At 73.7% G+C, this 16399-nt stretch carries 16 protein-coding genes; 7 read left to right on the forward strand and 9 right to left on the reverse strand.

Features of this window, described 5'->3' with window-relative positions:
• Positions 1-110: 110 nt before the first annotated feature.
• The 4 genes from ABZ490_RS20560 to ABZ490_RS20575 all read right to left on the reverse strand — a co-directional run bounded on the left by ABZ490_RS20560 (position 111) and on the right by ABZ490_RS20575 (position 4462).
• On the reverse strand, positions 111-1448 hold the full coding sequence (locus ABZ490_RS20560; RefSeq protein WP_358991938.1) for a cytochrome P450: 1338 nt from the start codon (positions 1446-1448) through the stop codon (positions 111-113).
• 93 nt (positions 1449-1541) lie between these two features.
• Positions 1542-1721, reverse strand: a complete 180-nt coding sequence (locus ABZ490_RS20565) for a hypothetical protein (protein WP_358991940.1) — start codon at positions 1719-1721, stop codon at positions 1542-1544.
• 232 nt (positions 1722-1953) lie between these two features.
• Positions 1954-3453, reverse strand: a complete 1500-nt coding sequence (locus tag ABZ490_RS20570) for an NAD(P)/FAD-dependent oxidoreductase (protein ID WP_358991942.1) — start codon at positions 3451-3453, stop codon at positions 1954-1956.
• 1 nt (position 3454) lies between these two features.
• On the reverse strand, positions 3455-4462 hold the full coding sequence (locus ABZ490_RS20575) for a patatin-like phospholipase family protein (protein ID WP_358991944.1): 1008 nt from the start codon (positions 4460-4462) through the stop codon (positions 3455-3457).
• A gap of 187 nt (positions 4463-4649) precedes the next feature.
• Between ABZ490_RS20575 and ABZ490_RS20580 the strand changes: the two genes are divergently transcribed.
• The gene (locus ABZ490_RS20580) at positions 4650-5240 is read left to right on the forward strand and encodes a TetR family transcriptional regulator (RefSeq protein ID WP_358991946.1); all 591 of its coding nucleotides are present in this window, start codon (positions 4650-4652) and stop codon (positions 5238-5240) included.
• Positions 5241-5299: 59 nt separating this feature from the next.
• On the opposite strand, the gene ABZ490_RS20585 is transcribed toward ABZ490_RS20580, so the two are convergent.
• On the reverse strand, positions 5300-5686 hold the full coding sequence (locus tag ABZ490_RS20585) for a helix-turn-helix domain-containing protein (RefSeq protein WP_358991948.1): 387 nt from the start codon (positions 5684-5686) through the stop codon (positions 5300-5302).
• A gap of 113 nt (positions 5687-5799) precedes the next feature.
• Here ABZ490_RS20585 and ABZ490_RS20590 point away from each other — a divergent pair, with 113 nt between their 5' ends.
• Positions 5800-6627, forward strand: a complete 828-nt coding sequence (locus ABZ490_RS20590; RefSeq protein ID WP_358992183.1) for an NAD(P)H-binding protein — start codon at positions 5800-5802, stop codon at positions 6625-6627.
• Positions 6628-6663: 36 nt separating this feature from the next.
• Here the strand turns inward: ABZ490_RS20590 and ABZ490_RS20595 are convergent, their stop codons facing one another.
• A complete protein-coding gene (locus tag ABZ490_RS20595; protein WP_358991950.1) occupies positions 6664-7353 on the reverse strand; it encodes a hypothetical protein in 690 nt (229 codons plus the stop codon).
• A gap of 167 nt (positions 7354-7520) precedes the next feature.
• Here ABZ490_RS20595 and ABZ490_RS20600 point away from each other — a divergent pair, with 167 nt between their 5' ends.
• Positions 7521-8000, forward strand: coding sequence for a nuclear transport factor 2 family protein (locus tag ABZ490_RS20600; protein ID WP_358991952.1), 480 nt, complete (start codon positions 7521-7523; stop codon positions 7998-8000).
• Positions 8001-8030: 30 nt separating this feature from the next.
• Here ABZ490_RS20600 and ABZ490_RS20605 read toward each other — a convergent pair whose 3' ends face one another.
• Complete coding sequence (locus tag ABZ490_RS20605) at positions 8031-8765, reverse strand: SDR family oxidoreductase (RefSeq protein WP_358991954.1); 735 nt, start codon at positions 8763-8765, stop codon at positions 8031-8033.
• A gap of 138 nt (positions 8766-8903) precedes the next feature.
• Here ABZ490_RS20605 and ABZ490_RS20610 point away from each other — a divergent pair, with 138 nt between their 5' ends.
• The 4 genes from ABZ490_RS20610 to ABZ490_RS20625 all read left to right on the forward strand — a co-directional run bounded on the left by ABZ490_RS20610 (position 8904) and on the right by ABZ490_RS20625 (position 12371).
• On the forward strand, positions 8904-9713 hold the full coding sequence (locus ABZ490_RS20610) for a helix-turn-helix transcriptional regulator (RefSeq protein WP_358991955.1): 810 nt from the start codon (positions 8904-8906) through the stop codon (positions 9711-9713).
• A 127-nt stretch (positions 9714-9840) separates the two neighbouring features.
• Positions 9841-10344, forward strand: coding sequence for a SigE family RNA polymerase sigma factor (locus ABZ490_RS20615; RefSeq protein ID WP_358991957.1), 504 nt, complete (start codon positions 9841-9843; stop codon positions 10342-10344).
• Entirely contained in the window at positions 10337-10909 is a 573-nt protein-coding gene (locus tag ABZ490_RS20620; RefSeq protein ID WP_358991959.1) for a hypothetical protein, read from the forward strand. The genes ABZ490_RS20615 and ABZ490_RS20620 overlap by 8 nt, the downstream gene beginning before the upstream one ends.
• Before the next feature lie 82 nt (positions 10910-10991).
• Complete coding sequence (locus tag ABZ490_RS20625) at positions 10992-12371, forward strand: DUF2079 domain-containing protein (protein WP_358991961.1); 1380 nt, start codon at positions 10992-10994, stop codon at positions 12369-12371.
• 28 nt (positions 12372-12399) lie between these two features.
• Here the strand turns inward: ABZ490_RS20625 and ABZ490_RS20630 are convergent, their stop codons facing one another.
• Both ABZ490_RS20630 and ABZ490_RS20635 read right to left on the reverse strand, forming a co-directional pair.
• On the reverse strand, positions 12400-13284 hold the full coding sequence (locus ABZ490_RS20630) for a hypothetical protein (protein WP_358991963.1): 885 nt from the start codon (positions 13282-13284) through the stop codon (positions 12400-12402).
• A gap of 84 nt (positions 13285-13368) precedes the next feature.
• The gene (locus ABZ490_RS20635) at positions 13369-16398 is read right to left on the reverse strand and encodes a glycoside hydrolase family 38 C-terminal domain-containing protein (RefSeq protein WP_358991965.1); all 3030 of its coding nucleotides are present in this window, start codon (positions 16396-16398) and stop codon (positions 13369-13371) included.
• Position 16399 lies beyond the last annotated feature (1 nt).

Genomic DNA, 16399 nt, shown 5'->3' on the forward strand with positions numbered 1-16399 from the left:
GCTCCCGTGGTGAAAGGGCGTGACGGGGCCGCGCGTGGCGGCACACGGCCCACGAGGTGAACAGCGACCATGGTTGGACTAGACCATTTAACTGTCAAGGTTCTTTACAATTAACTGACCTCAGCCGGTGCGAGAGTGACGACGGCGGGACCCTCGGGGCGGACCGTGATGCCGTACGACGTCCCGGTGGGGGTGCGGTGGAAGGTCACGGTGTGGGCGGGCAGGAGCTGTTCGAGGAGGACCGTGGATTCACGGAGGGCGAACTGCGTGCCGAGGCAGGCGCGGGGGCCGATGCCGAAGGGGAGGTAGGCGCCCGGGTGGGCGGGCCGGCCCGCCGGGGCGGTGAAGCGGCGGGGGTCGAAGCGCTCCGGGTCCGGCCAGAGCGCGGGGTCACGGTGGGTGAGGTACGGGCAGACGAGGAGGTCGGTGCCCGCCTCGACCGCGTAGCCCCCGAGTACGTCGTCCTCGGCGGCGTGGCGCGGCAGGATCCAGGCGGGCGGGTACAGCCGGAGCGTCTCGTGGACCAGGGCCTGGATCGCGCGGGTGCGCTGCGCGGAGCCCTCGGGCCCGGCGGCGAGCGCCTCCTCGCGGGCGGCGGGGTTCCGGTCGAGGAGGAGGTGGAGCCAGGTGAGGGTGGTGGCGGTGGTCTCGTGCCCGGCGACGAGGAGCGTGACCAGTTCGTCGCGGATCAGCCGCTCGGTGTACTCGGGGTGCTCGGTGGCGGCGTCCAGCAGGACCTGGAGCAGGCCGGGGCCGTCGGGGCCCGCCTCGCCCTCGCGGGCGGTCTCGACGGCCCGCCGGGCGACGGCGTCGATCCGCGCGAGGTCGGCGGCCACGGCGTCGCGCGCGTCGCCGGCGTCGGCGGGCAGCGTCGGCAGGGCGGCCGCCACCGCCGCGACCGAGGTCAGTGCACGCTCGGTCTCCTCGTCGACGGCGTACCCGGTGAGGGAGCGCCAGATGGCGTCCAGGGCGTACCGGCGCATCTCCTGCCCGACGTCGAAGGCCTCCCCGGTCCGGGCGTACCCGGCCCAGCGGGCCGCCGTGGTCCGGGCGGCACCGGCGATCCGCCCGTCGTAGCGGCGCATCCCGGTCCCGGTGAACTGGGACTGGAGCAGCCTGCGTTGCCGCTTCCAGGCGTCCCCGGTGGCGGAGAGGACTCCGTCACCGACCAGCAGCCGGGCCCGGTGCGACCGTTTGACGTACCGGTCCGGCCGCCGCGCGAGCACCTGCTGGACCGCGTCCGGGTCGGTGACGAGCACGGTGAGGCCGGGCCCGAGCCGCACCCCGGCGACTCCGCCGATCTCTTCCCGCACCTGGGTCAGCAGGTCGACCAGTTCGCCGCCCGCCGCCTGCCGGCGCGCGACGCGGCCCGGATCGGCTTCCGGGACCGGGCGTCCCGCAACGGGGACGTCCGGGCGGGGGCGCAGACCTGCTTCTTCGCTGTCCAAGTGCCTTCTCCTGGTCGCCGGTTGCCGCCTCGCTCGGGTCGGAGCGGCGGCCCTACGGACTGTACGGGAGAAGGCACGCGCGGTGACAGCCCGTCAGGGTGACGTCGGTGTGGTGGTGCGCGCGGCCGGCGCACGACGGGTGGCCGGGACGAGGACGGTCCCGGCGATCACCGTGCCGAAGGAGGAACCGAGGTGGGAGACACCGCGGGACAGACCGGGGACGTAGGCCCAGGCGGTGCCGTGGGCGGCGACCGGCGCGACGAGGACGACCACGCCCGCGAGGGTGACGGCGAACCCGGTCGTGATGAGGGTGCGCCGCGGGCGGCGCTCGGCCAGGCGTGCGGCGGACAGGGACGAGGCGGGCAGTCCGAGGGTGGCGCGGCGCCATCCGTGGCGGGAAGACCCTGAGCGGTGTCCTGGACCGGCTCGCCGACCACGGGGACCGGGCCGGCCGGGACGGCCTCGTCTGCCAGGGGTGAGACGGCGGCTGTCCGGCGAGGCCGCCCTACGCGACGTCGTAGGCCTCGGGGTCGAACCGCGCGAGCCTGCGGCGCAGCCGGCCCGTCGACCAGGGCCAGCTGAAGCTGTTGAGGCCGTTGGTGTCGAGGTAGTAGCTCGAACAGCCGCCCGCGTTGTACACGGTGGTGGGGAGGGCCTGCTGCACCTCCGCGGCGAAGGCGGCCTGCACCTCGGGGCGCACATCCATGCTGGACCTGCCCGACGCCCGGAAATGCCGTACCGCCCCCTTCAGATAGGCGAGTTGGGCCTCGAGGATGGTGTACGCGGAGGAGTGGCCGGTCCCGAGGTGCGGGCCGAGCAGGATGAACGCGTTGGGGAATCCGGTGACCGTGGTGCCCAGGTAGGCGTCGGGGCTGCCCTTCCAGTGGTCGTCGAGGCTCACACCGTCGGCGTCGCACACGCGCGCGGCGATCGGCATGTCGAGGATGTGGAAACCGGTGCCCAGGATGATGGTGTCCACGTCCGCCGTACTGCCGTCCGCGCCGATCACCCGGCTGCCCTCGACGGCGCCGACCGCGGTGGGGTGGACGGTGACGTTGGGCCTGGTCAGGGCCGGATAGTAGGAGTTGGAGAGCAGCAGTCGCTTGCAGCCGAGGGTGTAGTCGGGCGTCAGGGCGCGCCGCAGCCGCGGGTCCTTGACGGCGGCCCGGAGGTGGAGCGCGCCCACCTTCTGCACCGCCCGCAGGAGCGAAGGGTGGCGGAAGCCGACGCCGAGGGCCTCCAGGGCGGCGTACTCCGCGCCCCGCAGGGCCCGCCCGGCGCCCGGGAGGCGCCGCAGCAGCCTGCGCTCCGCGGTCGGCACCGGGTGGTCGGGTTTGGGCAGCACCCACTGGGCGGTGCGCTGGAACAGGTGCAGCCGGTCGACGCGCGGCTGGATGGCGGGCACGAACTGCACGGCGGACGCCCCGCTGCCGACGACGGCGACCCGGGCGCCGGTCAGGTCGTGGTCGTGGCGCCAGCGCGCGGAGTGGAAGACCTCGCCGGGGAAGTCCGCCAGGCCGGGGATGTCGGGGAGCAGGGGCTCGTGCCAGGGGCCGGCCGCCGCGACGAGGAAGCGCGCGAGGTAGTCGCCGCGGGTGGTCTCCACCCGCCAGCGGGCCTCGCGGGGGTCCCACCGGGCGCGCAGGACCTCGGTGCCGAAGCGGATCAGGGGCGTGACGCCGTACCGGTCCGCCGTGTCGCGCAGATAGGCGCGGATCTCGGGCTGGCGGGCGAAGGCCCGGGTCCAGTCGGGGTTCGGTGCGAAGGAGTAGGAGTACAGGGCGGAGGGGACGTCGCAGGCGCATCCGGGGTAGGTGTTGTCCCGCCAGGTGCCGCCCAGGTCGTCCGCCTTCTCCACGACGACGAGGTCCCGTACGCCGGCTTGGCGCAGTGCGACGGCCGCCCCGATGCCGGACAGTCCGCTGCCGATGATCAGCGCCTCGACGGTGGCGGGCCGGGGGTTCGCCGTCGCGGCGGGGTGGTCGGGGTGGTCGGGGTGCGGCATGTCAGGCTCCTGTCCGGGGGTCGGCGGCGGAGGGCGCGGCGGGGGCGGCCGCACGGAGGTGGTCGCGGACGAGGGCCCGTGTGGTGCGCAGGGCGGCCTCCAGCACCGCGAGCCGCCGCCGGGGATCCATGAAGTTGCCGCCCATCACCTCCAGGTCGGCGGGGGTGGGCTCGATCCGGACGACCTCGGTGCCGGCGGCGCGCAGCGCGGCGCACTCCGCGTCGAGGGTGCGGGTCATGACCCGGCGCAGCAGCGCCTCGGCCCGGCCCAGCCCGCGGCGGGGTCCCGGCGCGACCGAGCTCATGGGGGCGACGACGTACACCTCGTCGAGGCCCAGGGGGACGAGGAGGTCGGCGGACGCGGTGGACAGGATGCCGCCGTCGGCGTACCGGCGGCCGGCGATGCGCACGGGCGGGAACCAGCCGGGGACGGCCCAGGACGCGCGCAGGGCGTCCCGCAGCGCGGCGGGCCGGGTGTCGGGGTGACCGAAGACGGTACGGCGTCCCGTGTCGAAGTCGGTGGCCACCAGCCAGGTCGCCGGATGCGGGACCCAGCCTCCGCCGGGGGCCAGGACGTCGGCCAGGTCCGCCAGCCACCCGCTGTCGCCCCGCCCCTGGGGCAGCAGGCCGGACAGGCCGGCCAGCGTGGGAGCGGTGCGCCGCAGGGCCCGGCGGGACAGTTCCGGCGATCCGGGGAAGAAGGCGGGGCGCGGGGGGACCGCCCGGGGCGGGCCCGCGAAGTGCCGGACCAGTTCGGGACGCGCGTCCTCGGCGGCGAGTTGCGCGGCCAGCAGTTCCTCCACGCCGACCCCCGCGCCGAGCAGCGCGGCCAGCTCCGCCCCGGCCGAGGTGCCCACCAGCACCTCGGCCCGGCGGGGGTCCCACCCCAGGGCCCGCTGCAGCGAGTGCAGGGCGGCGACCGTCCAGGCCGCGCCGAGCGTTCCGCCGCAGCCGAGCACCAGTCCTCGGGAAGGGGTCGTACGTGTCGTACGTGTGCCCGTCGCGGTCACGTGGATTCTCCGCCCTCTTGGGTCTTCGGGATACCGATGAGATCGGGGTACCGACGAGATCGGGATACTAGCGGTATCCGAAAGCCGAGGGCAGCCCTTCGGCGGAGTTAAGATCCGGGGGAGCCGAGGGATCCGGGGGTCGCCCCGGGGCACAGCACACCGCGCAGGACGGGAGAGGGAGCGAGACATGGCCCGTCTCAGCCGCGTCGAGAGCCAGGAGCGCACGCGCGAGCAACTCGTCGCCACCGCACGGGAACTGTTCCTGCGTGACGGGTACGGCGTGACCTCGCTCAGCGACGTCGCGGAGACCGCCGGCTACTCCAAGGGCGCCGTCTACTCCAATTTCCGCAGCAAGGGCCATCTGTGTCTGGCCGTCCTCGACGACATCCGGGCCGAGCAGCTCGCGCTGCTCACGGAGTCCGTGATGCGCGATCCGGGGGCCGAGGACCGGCTGGCGGCCTTCGCGTCCTGGAGCGAGGCCAACATCGGCGAGACCTGGACCGTGCTGGAGGTGGAGTTCCTCACCGGTGTACGGCACGACGAGGAACTCCGGCGGGAGATCACGGCCCGGGTCACCGCGATCCGCGCGGCGCTGGCCCTGCTGATCGAGGCGCTGGCCCAGGAGCTGGGCACCGCGCCGGCCATGCCGCCGGAGCAGGCCGCGATGACCCTGCTCAGCCTGGGCATCGGCCTCGGTCTGCAGCGCGTGGCCGACCCGTCCGTCCCGACGGCCGTCCTCACCGACACGCTGCGGCTGGTGCTGCGGCTGGACCGGTAGGCGCCGCGCAGCCCAGGCGTAGTGATCACGAGCGTTGTCGGCACTCGTGATCACCTCACCTAGCGGCCGCCGGTCCTGGCGTCGTACGCCCGGCGGGCCCGTTCCACCTTGTCCAGGTTGGGGGACCAGTCGGCGAGGGTCGCGAACAACGGGGAGAGGCTGCGGCCGAGTTCACTGATCTCGTACTCCACGCGCGGCGGCACCTCGGCGTGGTACGTCCGCACGACCAGGCCGTCGCGCTCCAGCTGGCGCAGCCGCTGGGTGAGCACCTTGGGGGTGATCGTGGCGATCCGGCGCTCCAGCTCCACGAAGCGCTGACGGCCGTACTCGTTGAGCGTCCAGAGGACCGGCGTGGTCCAGCGGCTGAAGACGATGTCGACGACGGGCGCGATCGGGCAGGCGTTCTCCGGGGCGACCCCGGTACCTTGCGCTGTGCTCTCCGTCACATCCGCCCCCTTCTCCCATTACTTTCCTCTAGGTACCTACTGTCCTGCCGATAGTAGCTTCGCCGTATCCCGAGAACGCAAGAAACGCGGAACACGGAACGGAGTGCGTGCAGATGATCGTGGTGACCGGTGCGACGGGCAACGTGGGGCGGCCGCTGGTGCGGGCGCTGGTGGCGGCGGGCGAGGAGGTGACGGCCGTCTCGCGGCGCGTCCCGGCGGACGAGGCGCCCGCGGGGGCGCGGTACCACCAGGGCGACCTGGCCGATCCGCGGAGTCTCGCGCCCGCCCTCGACGGGGCGGCGGCGCTGTTCGTACTGACCTCCGGCGAGTTCCTGGCCGCGGGCGGCGATCTCGGCCGCACCCTGGAAGCGGCGCGGGCCGGCGGCGTCCGACGGGTCGTCCTGCTGTCCTCGCAGGGGGTCGGTACGGGGGACCACTCCCCCGCACTGGAGGACGCCGTCACCCGCTCGGGTCTGGACTGGACGCTGCTGCGGCCGGCCGGGTTCCACTCCAACACGCTGCTGTGGGCCGACGGGGTGCGCGAACGGCGCGTGGTGACGGCCCCGTTCGGGGACGTGGCGCTGCCGGTGGTCGATCCGGCCGACATCGCCGAGGTCGCCGCGACGGCCCTGCGGGACGCCGCGCACACCGGCCGCACCTACGAACTCACCGGTCCGGCCGCGGTCTCGCCCCGGCAGCAGGCCGCCGCGATCGGGGACGCCCTGGGCGAACCGGTGCGGTTCGTCGAACAGAGCCGGGACGAGGCCAGGGCGGCGATGGTGCGGTTCATGCCCGAGCCGGTCGTGGAACGCACCCTCGACATGCTCGGCACGCCGTCCGCCGCGCTGCGGCGCGTCAGCCCGGACGTGGAACGGCTGTTGGGCCGCCCGGCCCGCGCCTTCGCCGGATGGGCGAACCGCAACGCCCCGGCCTTCAAGTGAACGGGGGCGACGGCCGGGCGACAGGACGGGGCGGCCTCAGGACGACTTCTTCGCCGCCCCGTCCAGGGCGCTCTTCAGCGCCGGCAGCCCCTGCCCCAGCAGGGTCTTCTCCAGGCTGTGGTCGCTCCTGCGGCCCGTCCGCTCGCCCTGGGCGAACCCGTCGGTGTCCACGACCTGCCCGCACCATTCGCCGTTGCCGACGGACTGCCCGTCGAACGGGACCACCGCACCCTCCCCCAGCGACACCCAGCGCTCGTCCTCCCAGCGCAGGGCGAGGACGTAGGTGTGGTCCGGCACGACCCGCGGGGCGTCGCCGGTGAGTTCGGGGACCAGGGTCTTGCCGTCGGAGCGCAGCACGTTCCAGCCCAGGCCGATGTAGTCCAGGGTGGAGCCCACGGCGGGATGGGAGCGGGTGGTGGAGGTGAACGGCTTGTCCTCGACCTCCAGCCGGACCGTCCGCTCCACCTCGTAGCTGTAGCTGCCGGCCGACAGCTCCTCACGCCCGCTCTCCCGCTCCTCGACCGCCCGGCCCACGACCACGACGTCGGCGTACCGCACCCACTCCTTCGCCGTCTCCGACGGATAGCGATTGACCGCGAGCCCGCAGCCGTTGACGGTGTCGAGGCCCGGCCAGCCGATCAGCACGCCCGCGACCACCCCGATGGCCGCCGCGCCCGCGACGACCGGACGGCCCGTCAGACGGGCCGGTAGAAAGTTTCTTCGCACTCGATGATCTTGATGCGCACCCGATCCACCGGCCGTGACGCAGGTCACTTTTCCAGTCACAGCCCTGTCACAGCCCGCCCGGCCACGCCCACTTGTCCGAATCGCGGGTCCGAACGGCCAGGCAAAAGGGGTCGTGACCCGGTCGGTACGCCTGGTAGGAAGGGCAGATGGCCTCTCGTGATCTCGACCCGACGGAGCGACTTCTCGCCGAACGCGCCTGTGAGCGGGTGATCCTGGAGTTCGTCCGCCGGCTCGACCTCGGGGATCCGAGCACGGTCTGCGACCTCTTCACCCCCGACGGCCGCTGGGAATGGCCGTACGACTCCCGGTGCGTCGAGGGCCGCGAGGCGCTCCGCGCGTACTTCGGCTCCCGTCCCGCCGACCGCCTCTCCCGCCGTATCTGCACCAACGTCCTGGTCACCGTCGACTCCCCCGACACCGCCGGCGCCCTCACCTACTTCGCGACCTACCGTGTCGACGGGCACACCGAGGGAACCTTCGTCGCCCCCCGGCTGCCCGCCAACATCGGCCACTACGAGGACACCTTCCGCAGGATCGACGGCACCTGGCTGCTCAGCACCCGCACCCTGCACCTCGCGTTCGGCGGCCCGACCGAACGCCTGGCTCCGGTCGGCCGGGACTCCTGAGCGGGACCCTCCGGACCCGGGCGGGCGCGGTCACTGGGCGCCGGCGGTCGGCCGTACGACGATCTCGTTGACGTCGACCTGCGACGGCTGGGAGACGGCGTGGGCGATGGCGTCCGCGACGGCGGTGGCGGGCAGGGCGACCGCGCGGTAGGCCTTCATGGCCTCGCGGGCGGCCGGGTCGGAGATCCCGTCGGCGAGTTCGGACTCCGTGACCCCCGGGGAGACCAGGGTGACCCGGATGTCCCCGGCGGACTCCTGGCGGAGCCCCTCGGTGATCGCGCGGACGGCGAACTTGGTGGCGCAGTAGACGGCGGCGGTGGGCGAGACCTCGTACGCGCCGACGGAGGCGATGTTCACGATGTGCCCGCCGCCCTGGGCGCGCATGACCGGCAGGGCGGCGGCGATGCCGTGCAGCACTCCGCGCACGTTCACATCGATCATCCGGTCCCACTCGTCGACCCTCAGCGCCCGAAGCGGGGAGAGCGGCATCACTCCGGCGTTGTTGACGATGACGTCCAGCCTGCCGTACCGCTCACGGGCCGTGGCCACGAAGGAGCGGACGTCGGCGGCGTCCGTGACGTCCAGACGGCAGAAGGACGCGGTGCCGCCCGCGGCGGTCAGCTCCTCGGCGAGCGTCTCCAGCCGGTCGGTGCGGCGCGCCCCGAGCAGGAGACGGTGGCCGTCGGCGGCGAGCCGGCGGGCGGTCGCCTCACCGATACCGCTGCTCGCTCCGGTGACCGCGACGACCTTGTATGCGTGGGACATGCCCGTACTTCCGTTCGATGAGACAGCTGGGGTTGCGGCATCGAGTCTGGGCAGGCCGGCGACGACCGGCCAGGACGTGTGCTCCCTGGGTGCACCACACCCAGGCAGGCCGCCGGAGCCGGGGTCTAGGGTGCGGTCATGGCCGGCAATCATCTGGGAGAGTTCCTGCGCGCCCGCCGGGGCGCCCTGTCCCCGGACGAGGTCGGCATGGTCGCCCACGGCGTCCGCCGGGTCGCCGGGCTGCGCCGCGAGGAGGTCGCCGTCCTGGCGGGGGTGAACGCCGACTACTACGCCCGCCTCGAACAGGGGCGCGAACGCCGGCCGTCGGCCCAGGTCCTCGACGCGCTCGGCCGGGCCCTGCGGCTGGACCCCGACGCCCAGGCCCATCTGCACCGGCTGGCCGGCACGGCCCCCGCCCTCCCCCCTCGCCACACCCCGGACCGGGTGAGCCCGGCCCTGCTCCGGCTCCTGGACGGTTTCCCCGGCTCCCCCGCGTACGTCGTCGACCGCACCCTGGACGTCCTGGCCGCCAACGCCCTCGCCGAGGTCCTGCACTCGCCCTTCTCCGGCCTGGACAACCTCGCCCGGATGACGTTCCTAGACCCGGCCGGCCGCCGGTTCCACACCCGCTGGAACCGGACGGCCCAGGCCGTGGTGGGCCACCTTCGCGAGACGGCCGGCCTCGATCCGGACAGCCCGCGCCTGCGCGACCTCGTGCGGACTCTCTCCACGGAGAGCTCCGACTTCGCCCGGCTGTGGAACACCCACACCGTGCGGGGCAAGACCCAGGAGGCCAAGCACTTCCTGCACCCGGACGTCGGCCCGCTCACCCTCACCTATCTGGCCCTCGACGTCCGCGACGCGCCCGGCCAGCAGCTCATCGTCTACCAGGCCGAACCCTCCGGCCCCGACGCGCAGGCCCTCGCCCTCCTCGGCGCCCTGACCTGAGGGCGTTCCCACAGGGATCCCTCGTACGGTGCCGACGGGATCCGTGAAAAAAGTTCCCGCGCGGTGTCAACCGCGTGCTCCCCCGGGGCGTACAGACCGTGAAACGTGATCACCAGCGGGGAGCCCCATGACCGTCGAGGAGTTCGAGGAGTTCTATGCGCGCTCCCGGCAGTCCCTGGTGGGGCAGCTCTATCTGATGACCGGCGATCTGCACGAGGCGCAGGACGTCGTGCAGGAGGCGTTCGTACGGGCGTGGGCCCGGCGGGCGCGGCTGAACCGGGACGCGGGACCGGAGGCGTGGATCCGGACGGTCGCCTGGCGGCTCGCCGTCAGCCGGTGGCGCAGGCGCGGCAGGTCCCTGGAGGCCTGGCGGCGTCACGCGGGCGGGCAGCAGGGCAGCGGTCCGGCCCCCGAGCCGGACACCGTCGTCCTGGTGGCGGCGCTGCGCCGGCTCTCCGAGCGGCAGCGCCGGATCGCCGTCCTGTTCTACGTCTGCGATCTCAGCGTGGAACAGGTCGCCGCCGAGACCGGGATCTCCGCCGGCACGGTCAAGACCCATCTCTCCCGGGCGCGCGCCCAGCTCGCCACGCAGTTGTCCGACGCCGCGCACAAGGAGGACCACGGTGTCTGAGCCCACCGACCCCCACGGCCGGCGACCGGACGACGCCCTCGCCGCCGCCCTCAAGCGGGCCGCCGACGTGCGCGACCGGGTGGTGCCGGTGCCGGTCGCCCGGATCGAGGCCCTGGGCACCCGGCGCCGGCGCAGGGTGCTGGCGACCGCCGTCGCGTGCGCGCTGGGTGTGCTGGGCACGGCCGGGGCCCTGGCCGCCGTAGGGCTGCCGCCGGATCCCCCGCCGGCCGCACCGGTGTTCACACCCCCGCCGGCTTCCCCGCCCGCCCCCTCACCGACCCTCACCGTCACGCCGTCCGCGTCCTCCTCCCTCGCACCCCCGCCGGGGGGCGCCACGGAATCGGGTGCCCCGGCCGGCGGGGCCGCCTCGTACGGGGACGCGGGCGGCACGGACACGGCCTCGCCGTCGATGGCGCCCACGGCCTCGTCCGCGGAGGAGTCCGGGCGGGCGAGCGTGTCGCCGTCCCCGGACGGCAGCTCCGTCTCCGGCCCGGTCGGGTCGGCCCAGCCCTCGGACAGCGCGGCGGGGTCGGTCGCCGCGTTCGCCCCGGCCCCCGGCTCGTAAGGACGTCACCACCGTGCCCCAGGCTCCGCAGGACGCCCCTCCCCTGCCCGCACTCCCGGCGCCCTCCCTGCCGGTACCGGTCATGTCTCCCCCGCGTGACCTGCGCCCCGCCGCACCCGGCCGCCGGGACCCCTACGTCCTGGCGACGGCCCTGTTCGCCGTGTACGCGACGCTCTCCACACTCCGTCACCTCCACCTGGGCACCCGGTCCTGGGACCTGGGCATCTTCGAACAGGCGGTCCGCGGGTACGCGCACCTGCGGGCGCCGATCGTCGATCTGAAGGGCCCCGGCTTCAACGTCCTCGGCGACCACTTCAGCCCGGTCACCGCACTCCTCGCCCCCGTCTACCGGCTCTTCCCCACCCCCGTCACCCTGCTCGTCGCTCAGGCCGCCCTGTTCGCGCTGTCGGCGCTGCCCGTGACCCGGGAGTCCGTCCGGCTGCTGGGGCGTCGGCAGGGCCTGGCGCTGGGGGTCGCGTACGGACTGTCCTGGGGGCTCCAGCAGGCCGTCGACTTCGACTTCCACGAGATCTGCTTCGCCGTCCCCCTGGTCGCCTTCAGCCTGGAGAACGTCCTGGCCCGGCGGTGGCGTCACGCCCTGCTGTGGGCGGCCCCGCTGGTGCTGGTCAAGGAGGACCTGGGGCTGACGGTCGCGGCCCTCGCCCTGGTCGTCGCCCTGCGGGCCCGCCGCGGACACCCGCGTGCCGCCCTGTGCGCGCTGGGTCTCGCGGCGCTCGGTGTCACGGCCACGGTCGTGACCCTCCTGGTCGTCATCCCGTCGTTCAACACGGCCGGCGACTACGCCTACTGGACCAAGGTGGGCGGCGGCTTCTCCCTCTCCGCGGGCGCGGACACCAAACTCCGCACCCTCCTGTGGCTGTTGATCCCGACCAGTGGGCTTCTCGCCCTGCGCTCACCGCTGTTCGCCGTCGCCCTGCCCACCCTCGGCTGGCGCTTCCTGTCCTCCGACAGCCACTACTGGGGCACGGGCTATCACTACAGCGCGATCCTGATGCCGGTCGTCTCGCTCGCCCTCGCCGACGCGCTCCCCCGGGCACGGACGAGTCCGCGGCCGTGGATGCGCGCGTACGCCCGGCAGCTGCCGGCGGCCGTGGCCTCGGCGGCGCTGGCCCTGACCACCACGCTCCCCCTGTCCGCCCTGACCGAGGCGGCCGCCTACGAGATCCCCGCGCGCGTTCCCCGTGTGGAGCGCCTCCTGGACCGGATCCCGGACGGCGCGACGGTCGAGGCCAACATCGGCCCCGCCACCCGTCTCACCTCCCGCTGCCGGGTCTTCTGGACCGGCGACACCGGGAGCGTCACCCCCGACTACCTCGCTCTCGACAACACGAGCCACTGGATCCGCGACATCGACGCGTACGCCCGGCAGCTCCATCCGGACGCCGCATACGCCGTCCTGGACGCCGCGTACGGGTACGTCGTCCTGGAACGCCGCTCCTGAGCGCACCGGACCCCGGCAGCCGCCGTGGTCAGCCGACGGGTGGTGCCACCGGCAGCCGTACGACCGCGGTACCGGCCTGCGACTCACCGAACTCCCAGCCCGTGACGAGGGAGCAGCCCAGGTCGTCGAGGACGTCGGTCGTGCAGGGCCAGCGGTCGCCGCCGGTGCAGTGGGCGCCGCCGTCGCGGGCGTCCTCCTCGTCGAGGCAGAGCAGGCGCAGATGGTCCCGGAGTCCGGCGTCCGGTATCGCCGCCAGCGCGTCCTCCCAGCGCGGTTCGGCCGTCCTGACGCGCTCCTCCGCGTCGAACGACGTCAGGTGTCCGGGGCCGTCCGCGGTGAAGGTGGCGGCGCGCATCGCGTCGGTGAGCGTGCCGTCGGTGGCGACGCGCAACAGCACAGTCAGCCAGACGTTGAGCCTCCCCGTACCGGGGTCGGCCGGGTCCACGCCGTGCCGCCGGAGCAGCGGTCCGAGGTCCGCGCCCAGGAGCAGCACCTCAGGGGCGCCGTCGAGCGCGGCGGCCCGCACGTCGGCGACGAAGTCCTCCCCGAACGGCCGGGGCCCCTTGTGTCCGCCCTCGCCCCAGGGTCCCGTCGCGTCCAGCAGGTGCGCGTCGAAGCGGAACAGGGACGCGCTCAGGTCGAATCGCCAGCCCGACGGCGAGAAGACGTACTCGTCGCCGCCCTGGAGCGGCAGTCGCCCCGGTGCGGGGTCGGTGAGCGTCTCCGGGGTGATCCAGGTGTTCGGGAACAGGAACTCGTCGAGGGAGTCGTCCGCGTAGTAGACCCCGTACCGCGCCGCGGGGTCGTCGAGATCGCCGGCGGCCGGTTCGCCGCCCAGGAGGATGCCGAAGGCCTCGCTCAGCGCGGCGTCCCAGGGGGTGGGGACGGCCGCCGGGCTGTCGCTGGATGCCATGAGGGGTGCTCCTGTCCTCGGGTGTTCCGCTGATCGCCAAGGTACGGCCCACCACTGACAGCCGGTCCGGTACGGGGCGGTGTCCTACCCGGCCCGTCCCAGGCGGAGCGTCATCAGCTGGAACGGGCGCAGCCGTACGGTGATCCGCCCGCCCTCGACGGCCAGGGCCGGGGCGTCGGTGAGGGGGCGTTCCAGCAGGTCGGTGGAGGTGGCGGTGGTGATGTCGAAGCCCGCGGTGAGCGTGGCGCGGGCGCGGGCACCGTGGGCCTCGTGGAAGCGGACGATCACATCGCCGCTGCCGTCGTCGGCCAGCTTCACCGCCGTCACGACGACCTGGTCCCGGTCGACGGCGATCAGCGGGGTGACGGTCCCGGAGCCGGTGACGGTGCGGGCGGGCACGTTGATCCGCCAGCCCTCGCGCACGGCGTCGCCGATCGTCGCGCCCGGCACCAGGGCGTGCCGGAAGCGGTGGACGCCCTGGTCGGTCTCGGGGTCGGGGAAGCGCGGGGCGCGCAGCAGCGAGACCCGCAGGGTCGTGGTGGTGCCGCCGTCGGCGCCGGGTTCGTCGCGGACGGTGCGGGTCACGTCGTGGCCGTACGTCGAGTCGTTGACCACGGCGACTCCCCAGCCCGGTTCCTCCAGATGCACGAAGCGGTGGTTGCAGGCCTCGAACCGGGCCGCCTCCCAGCTGGTGTTGGTGTGCGTGGGCCGGTGGACATGCCCGAACTGGGTCTCGGAGGCGTACCGTTCGGCGTGCACGTCGAGCGGGAAGGCGAGCTTGAGGAACTTCTCCGTCTCGTGCCAGTCCACCTCCGTGTCGATCACCAGTCGCCGCTCCCCCGGTGGCAGCGACAGCACCTGGACCGCGCGCGAGGCGCCGAAGGACCGGACGATCCGCACCGACGCGCCGTCCTCGCCCGCGGTGACCTCGTCGGCGTCGACGAGGTCGGTGACGGTGTTGCGGTAGAACTCGTCCACGTCCCAGGCGTCCCACATGTTCGGGAAGTCCGGATGGAGTTGGAGGAGGTTGGCGGACCGGCCGGGGGCGATGGTCTCCCGGTCGGCTTCGAGGTCGTGGGCCGACACGACGAGTCCCCGCGCGTCGATCGCGATGCGCAGGAGCCCGTTGTCGAGGAGGTGGCCGCCGTCCGGGCGGGCGGTGAGGGTCGTACGGCCTTCGAGGGCGGGGGTGTTCGCTCCGCCGGCCGGGACGCCGTCGCGGGGGTGCGGGGCCGCGTTGAAGACGAGCGGGGTGTTCCCCTCGCCGGCCAGGGCCCGCTGGGCCGCGTCGGTGATCGCGGTGAGCTCGGCGGCCAGCCGCGCGTAGGTGGCACGGGCCTCGCGGTGCACCCAGGCGATGGAGGAGCCGGGCAGGATGTCGTGGAACTGGTGGAGCAGGACCGTCTTCCAGATGCGGTCCAACTCCTCGTAGGGGTAGGGGAATCCGGTGCGGACGGCGGCCGTCGCGGCCCAGAGTTCGGCCTCGTACAGGAGGTGTTCGCTGCGGCGGTTGCCCTGTTTGGTGCCGGCCTGGCTGGTGAGGGTGGCGCGGTGCAGTTCGAGGTACAGCTCGCCGACCCAGACCGGGGGTTCGGGGTGCTCGGACCGGGCCTTGGCGAAGAAGGCGGCCGGGGTCTCCCAGGTCACGGTGGCGGAGCCCTCGAGGTCGCGCAGCCGGGCCGCCTTCGCGACCATCTCGCGGGTGGTGCCGCCCCCGCCGTCGCCCCAGCCGGTGGGGGCGAGGGAGTGGCGGGCGACCCCCTTGTCCTTGAAGTTGCGGGCCGCGTGGGCGATCTCGGCGCCCTTCATGGAGCAGTTGTAGGTGTCGACCGGCGGGAAGTGCGTGAAGATCCGGGTGCCGTCGATGCCCTCCCAGCGGAAGGTGTGGTGCGGGAACCTGTTCGTCCGCGACCAGGAGATCTTCTGTGTGAGGAGGTACCGGGAGCCCGCCGCCCTGATGATCTGCGGCAGTCCGGCGGCGAAGCCGAAGGTGTCGGGCAGCCAGGCCTCGTCGTTCTCGATGCCGAACTCGTCGAGGAAGAACCGTTTGCCGTGCACGAACTGACGGGCCATCGCCTCCGACCCGGGCATGTTGGTGTCCGACTCCACCCACATCCCGCCGGCCGGCACGAACCGCCCGTCCGCGACCGCCTTCTTCACCCGGGCCCACACCTCCGGGCGGTGTTCCTTCACCCAGGCCCACTGCTGGGCCTGCGACATGGCGAAGACGAACTCGGGCTCGTCGTCGAGCAGCGCCGTCATGTTGGCCGTGGTGCGGGCCACCTTGCGGACCGTCTCGCGCAGCGGCCACAGCCACGCCGAGTCGATGTGCGCGTGGCCGACGGCGCTGATGCGGTGGGCGGAGGGCACGGCGGGTGCGGACAGGACGCCGGTCAGGCGTGAACGGGCCTCGGCGGCCGTGCCGCCCACGTCCTGGAGGTCGACGGCGTCCAGGGCCCGCTCCACCGCCCGCAGGATGTCCCAGCGCCGGGCCGACTCCACGGGAAGCTCGGCCATCAGCTCGCCGAGCACCTCCAGGTCCAGCACCAGCTGCCACACCGTCTCGTCGAAGACCGCCAGGTCCATCCGGGCGAGGGTGTACTGCGGTGCGCTGCCCGCCGTGTCCTTGTCGCCCAACGAGGTGGGCAGGAAGGGGTGGTAGTCGAGGATGACCGGGTTGGAGGCGGCCTCGATGTGCAGGCGCACCTCCTCGCCGCCCTCGACGGGCGCGCCGATCCGCACCCACTGGTTGCGCGGGTTGAGCCCCTTCACGGGGGTGCCGTCGGGCCGGTAGACCAGGCCCTCGCACTGGAAGCCGGGCATGTTCTCGTCGAAGCCGAGGTCGAGGAGCGCCTCGACGGTCCGCCCGGCCCAGGCCTGCGGCACCACCCCGGTCACCCGGAACCAGCTCGTCCCCCAGGGAGCACCCCACCGGGATCCCACCGCGATGGGTTCGGGCCCGGCCGCGAGCCCCTCGGCGACCGGCACCGGTTCCCCGGGCGCGTGCCACACCGCCACGTCCAGCGGTACGGACTGCGGGTACACGGCGGGACGGATGCGTTCGTCGAGGACGCGTCGGAGACGGGCTTCGACAAGGCTGCGGTCGTCATGCATA

It is taken from the genome of Streptomyces sp. NPDC005811 (assembly GCF_040630405.1).
Taxonomy (GTDB): Bacteria; Actinomycetota; Actinomycetes; order Streptomycetales; family Streptomycetaceae; genus Streptomyces.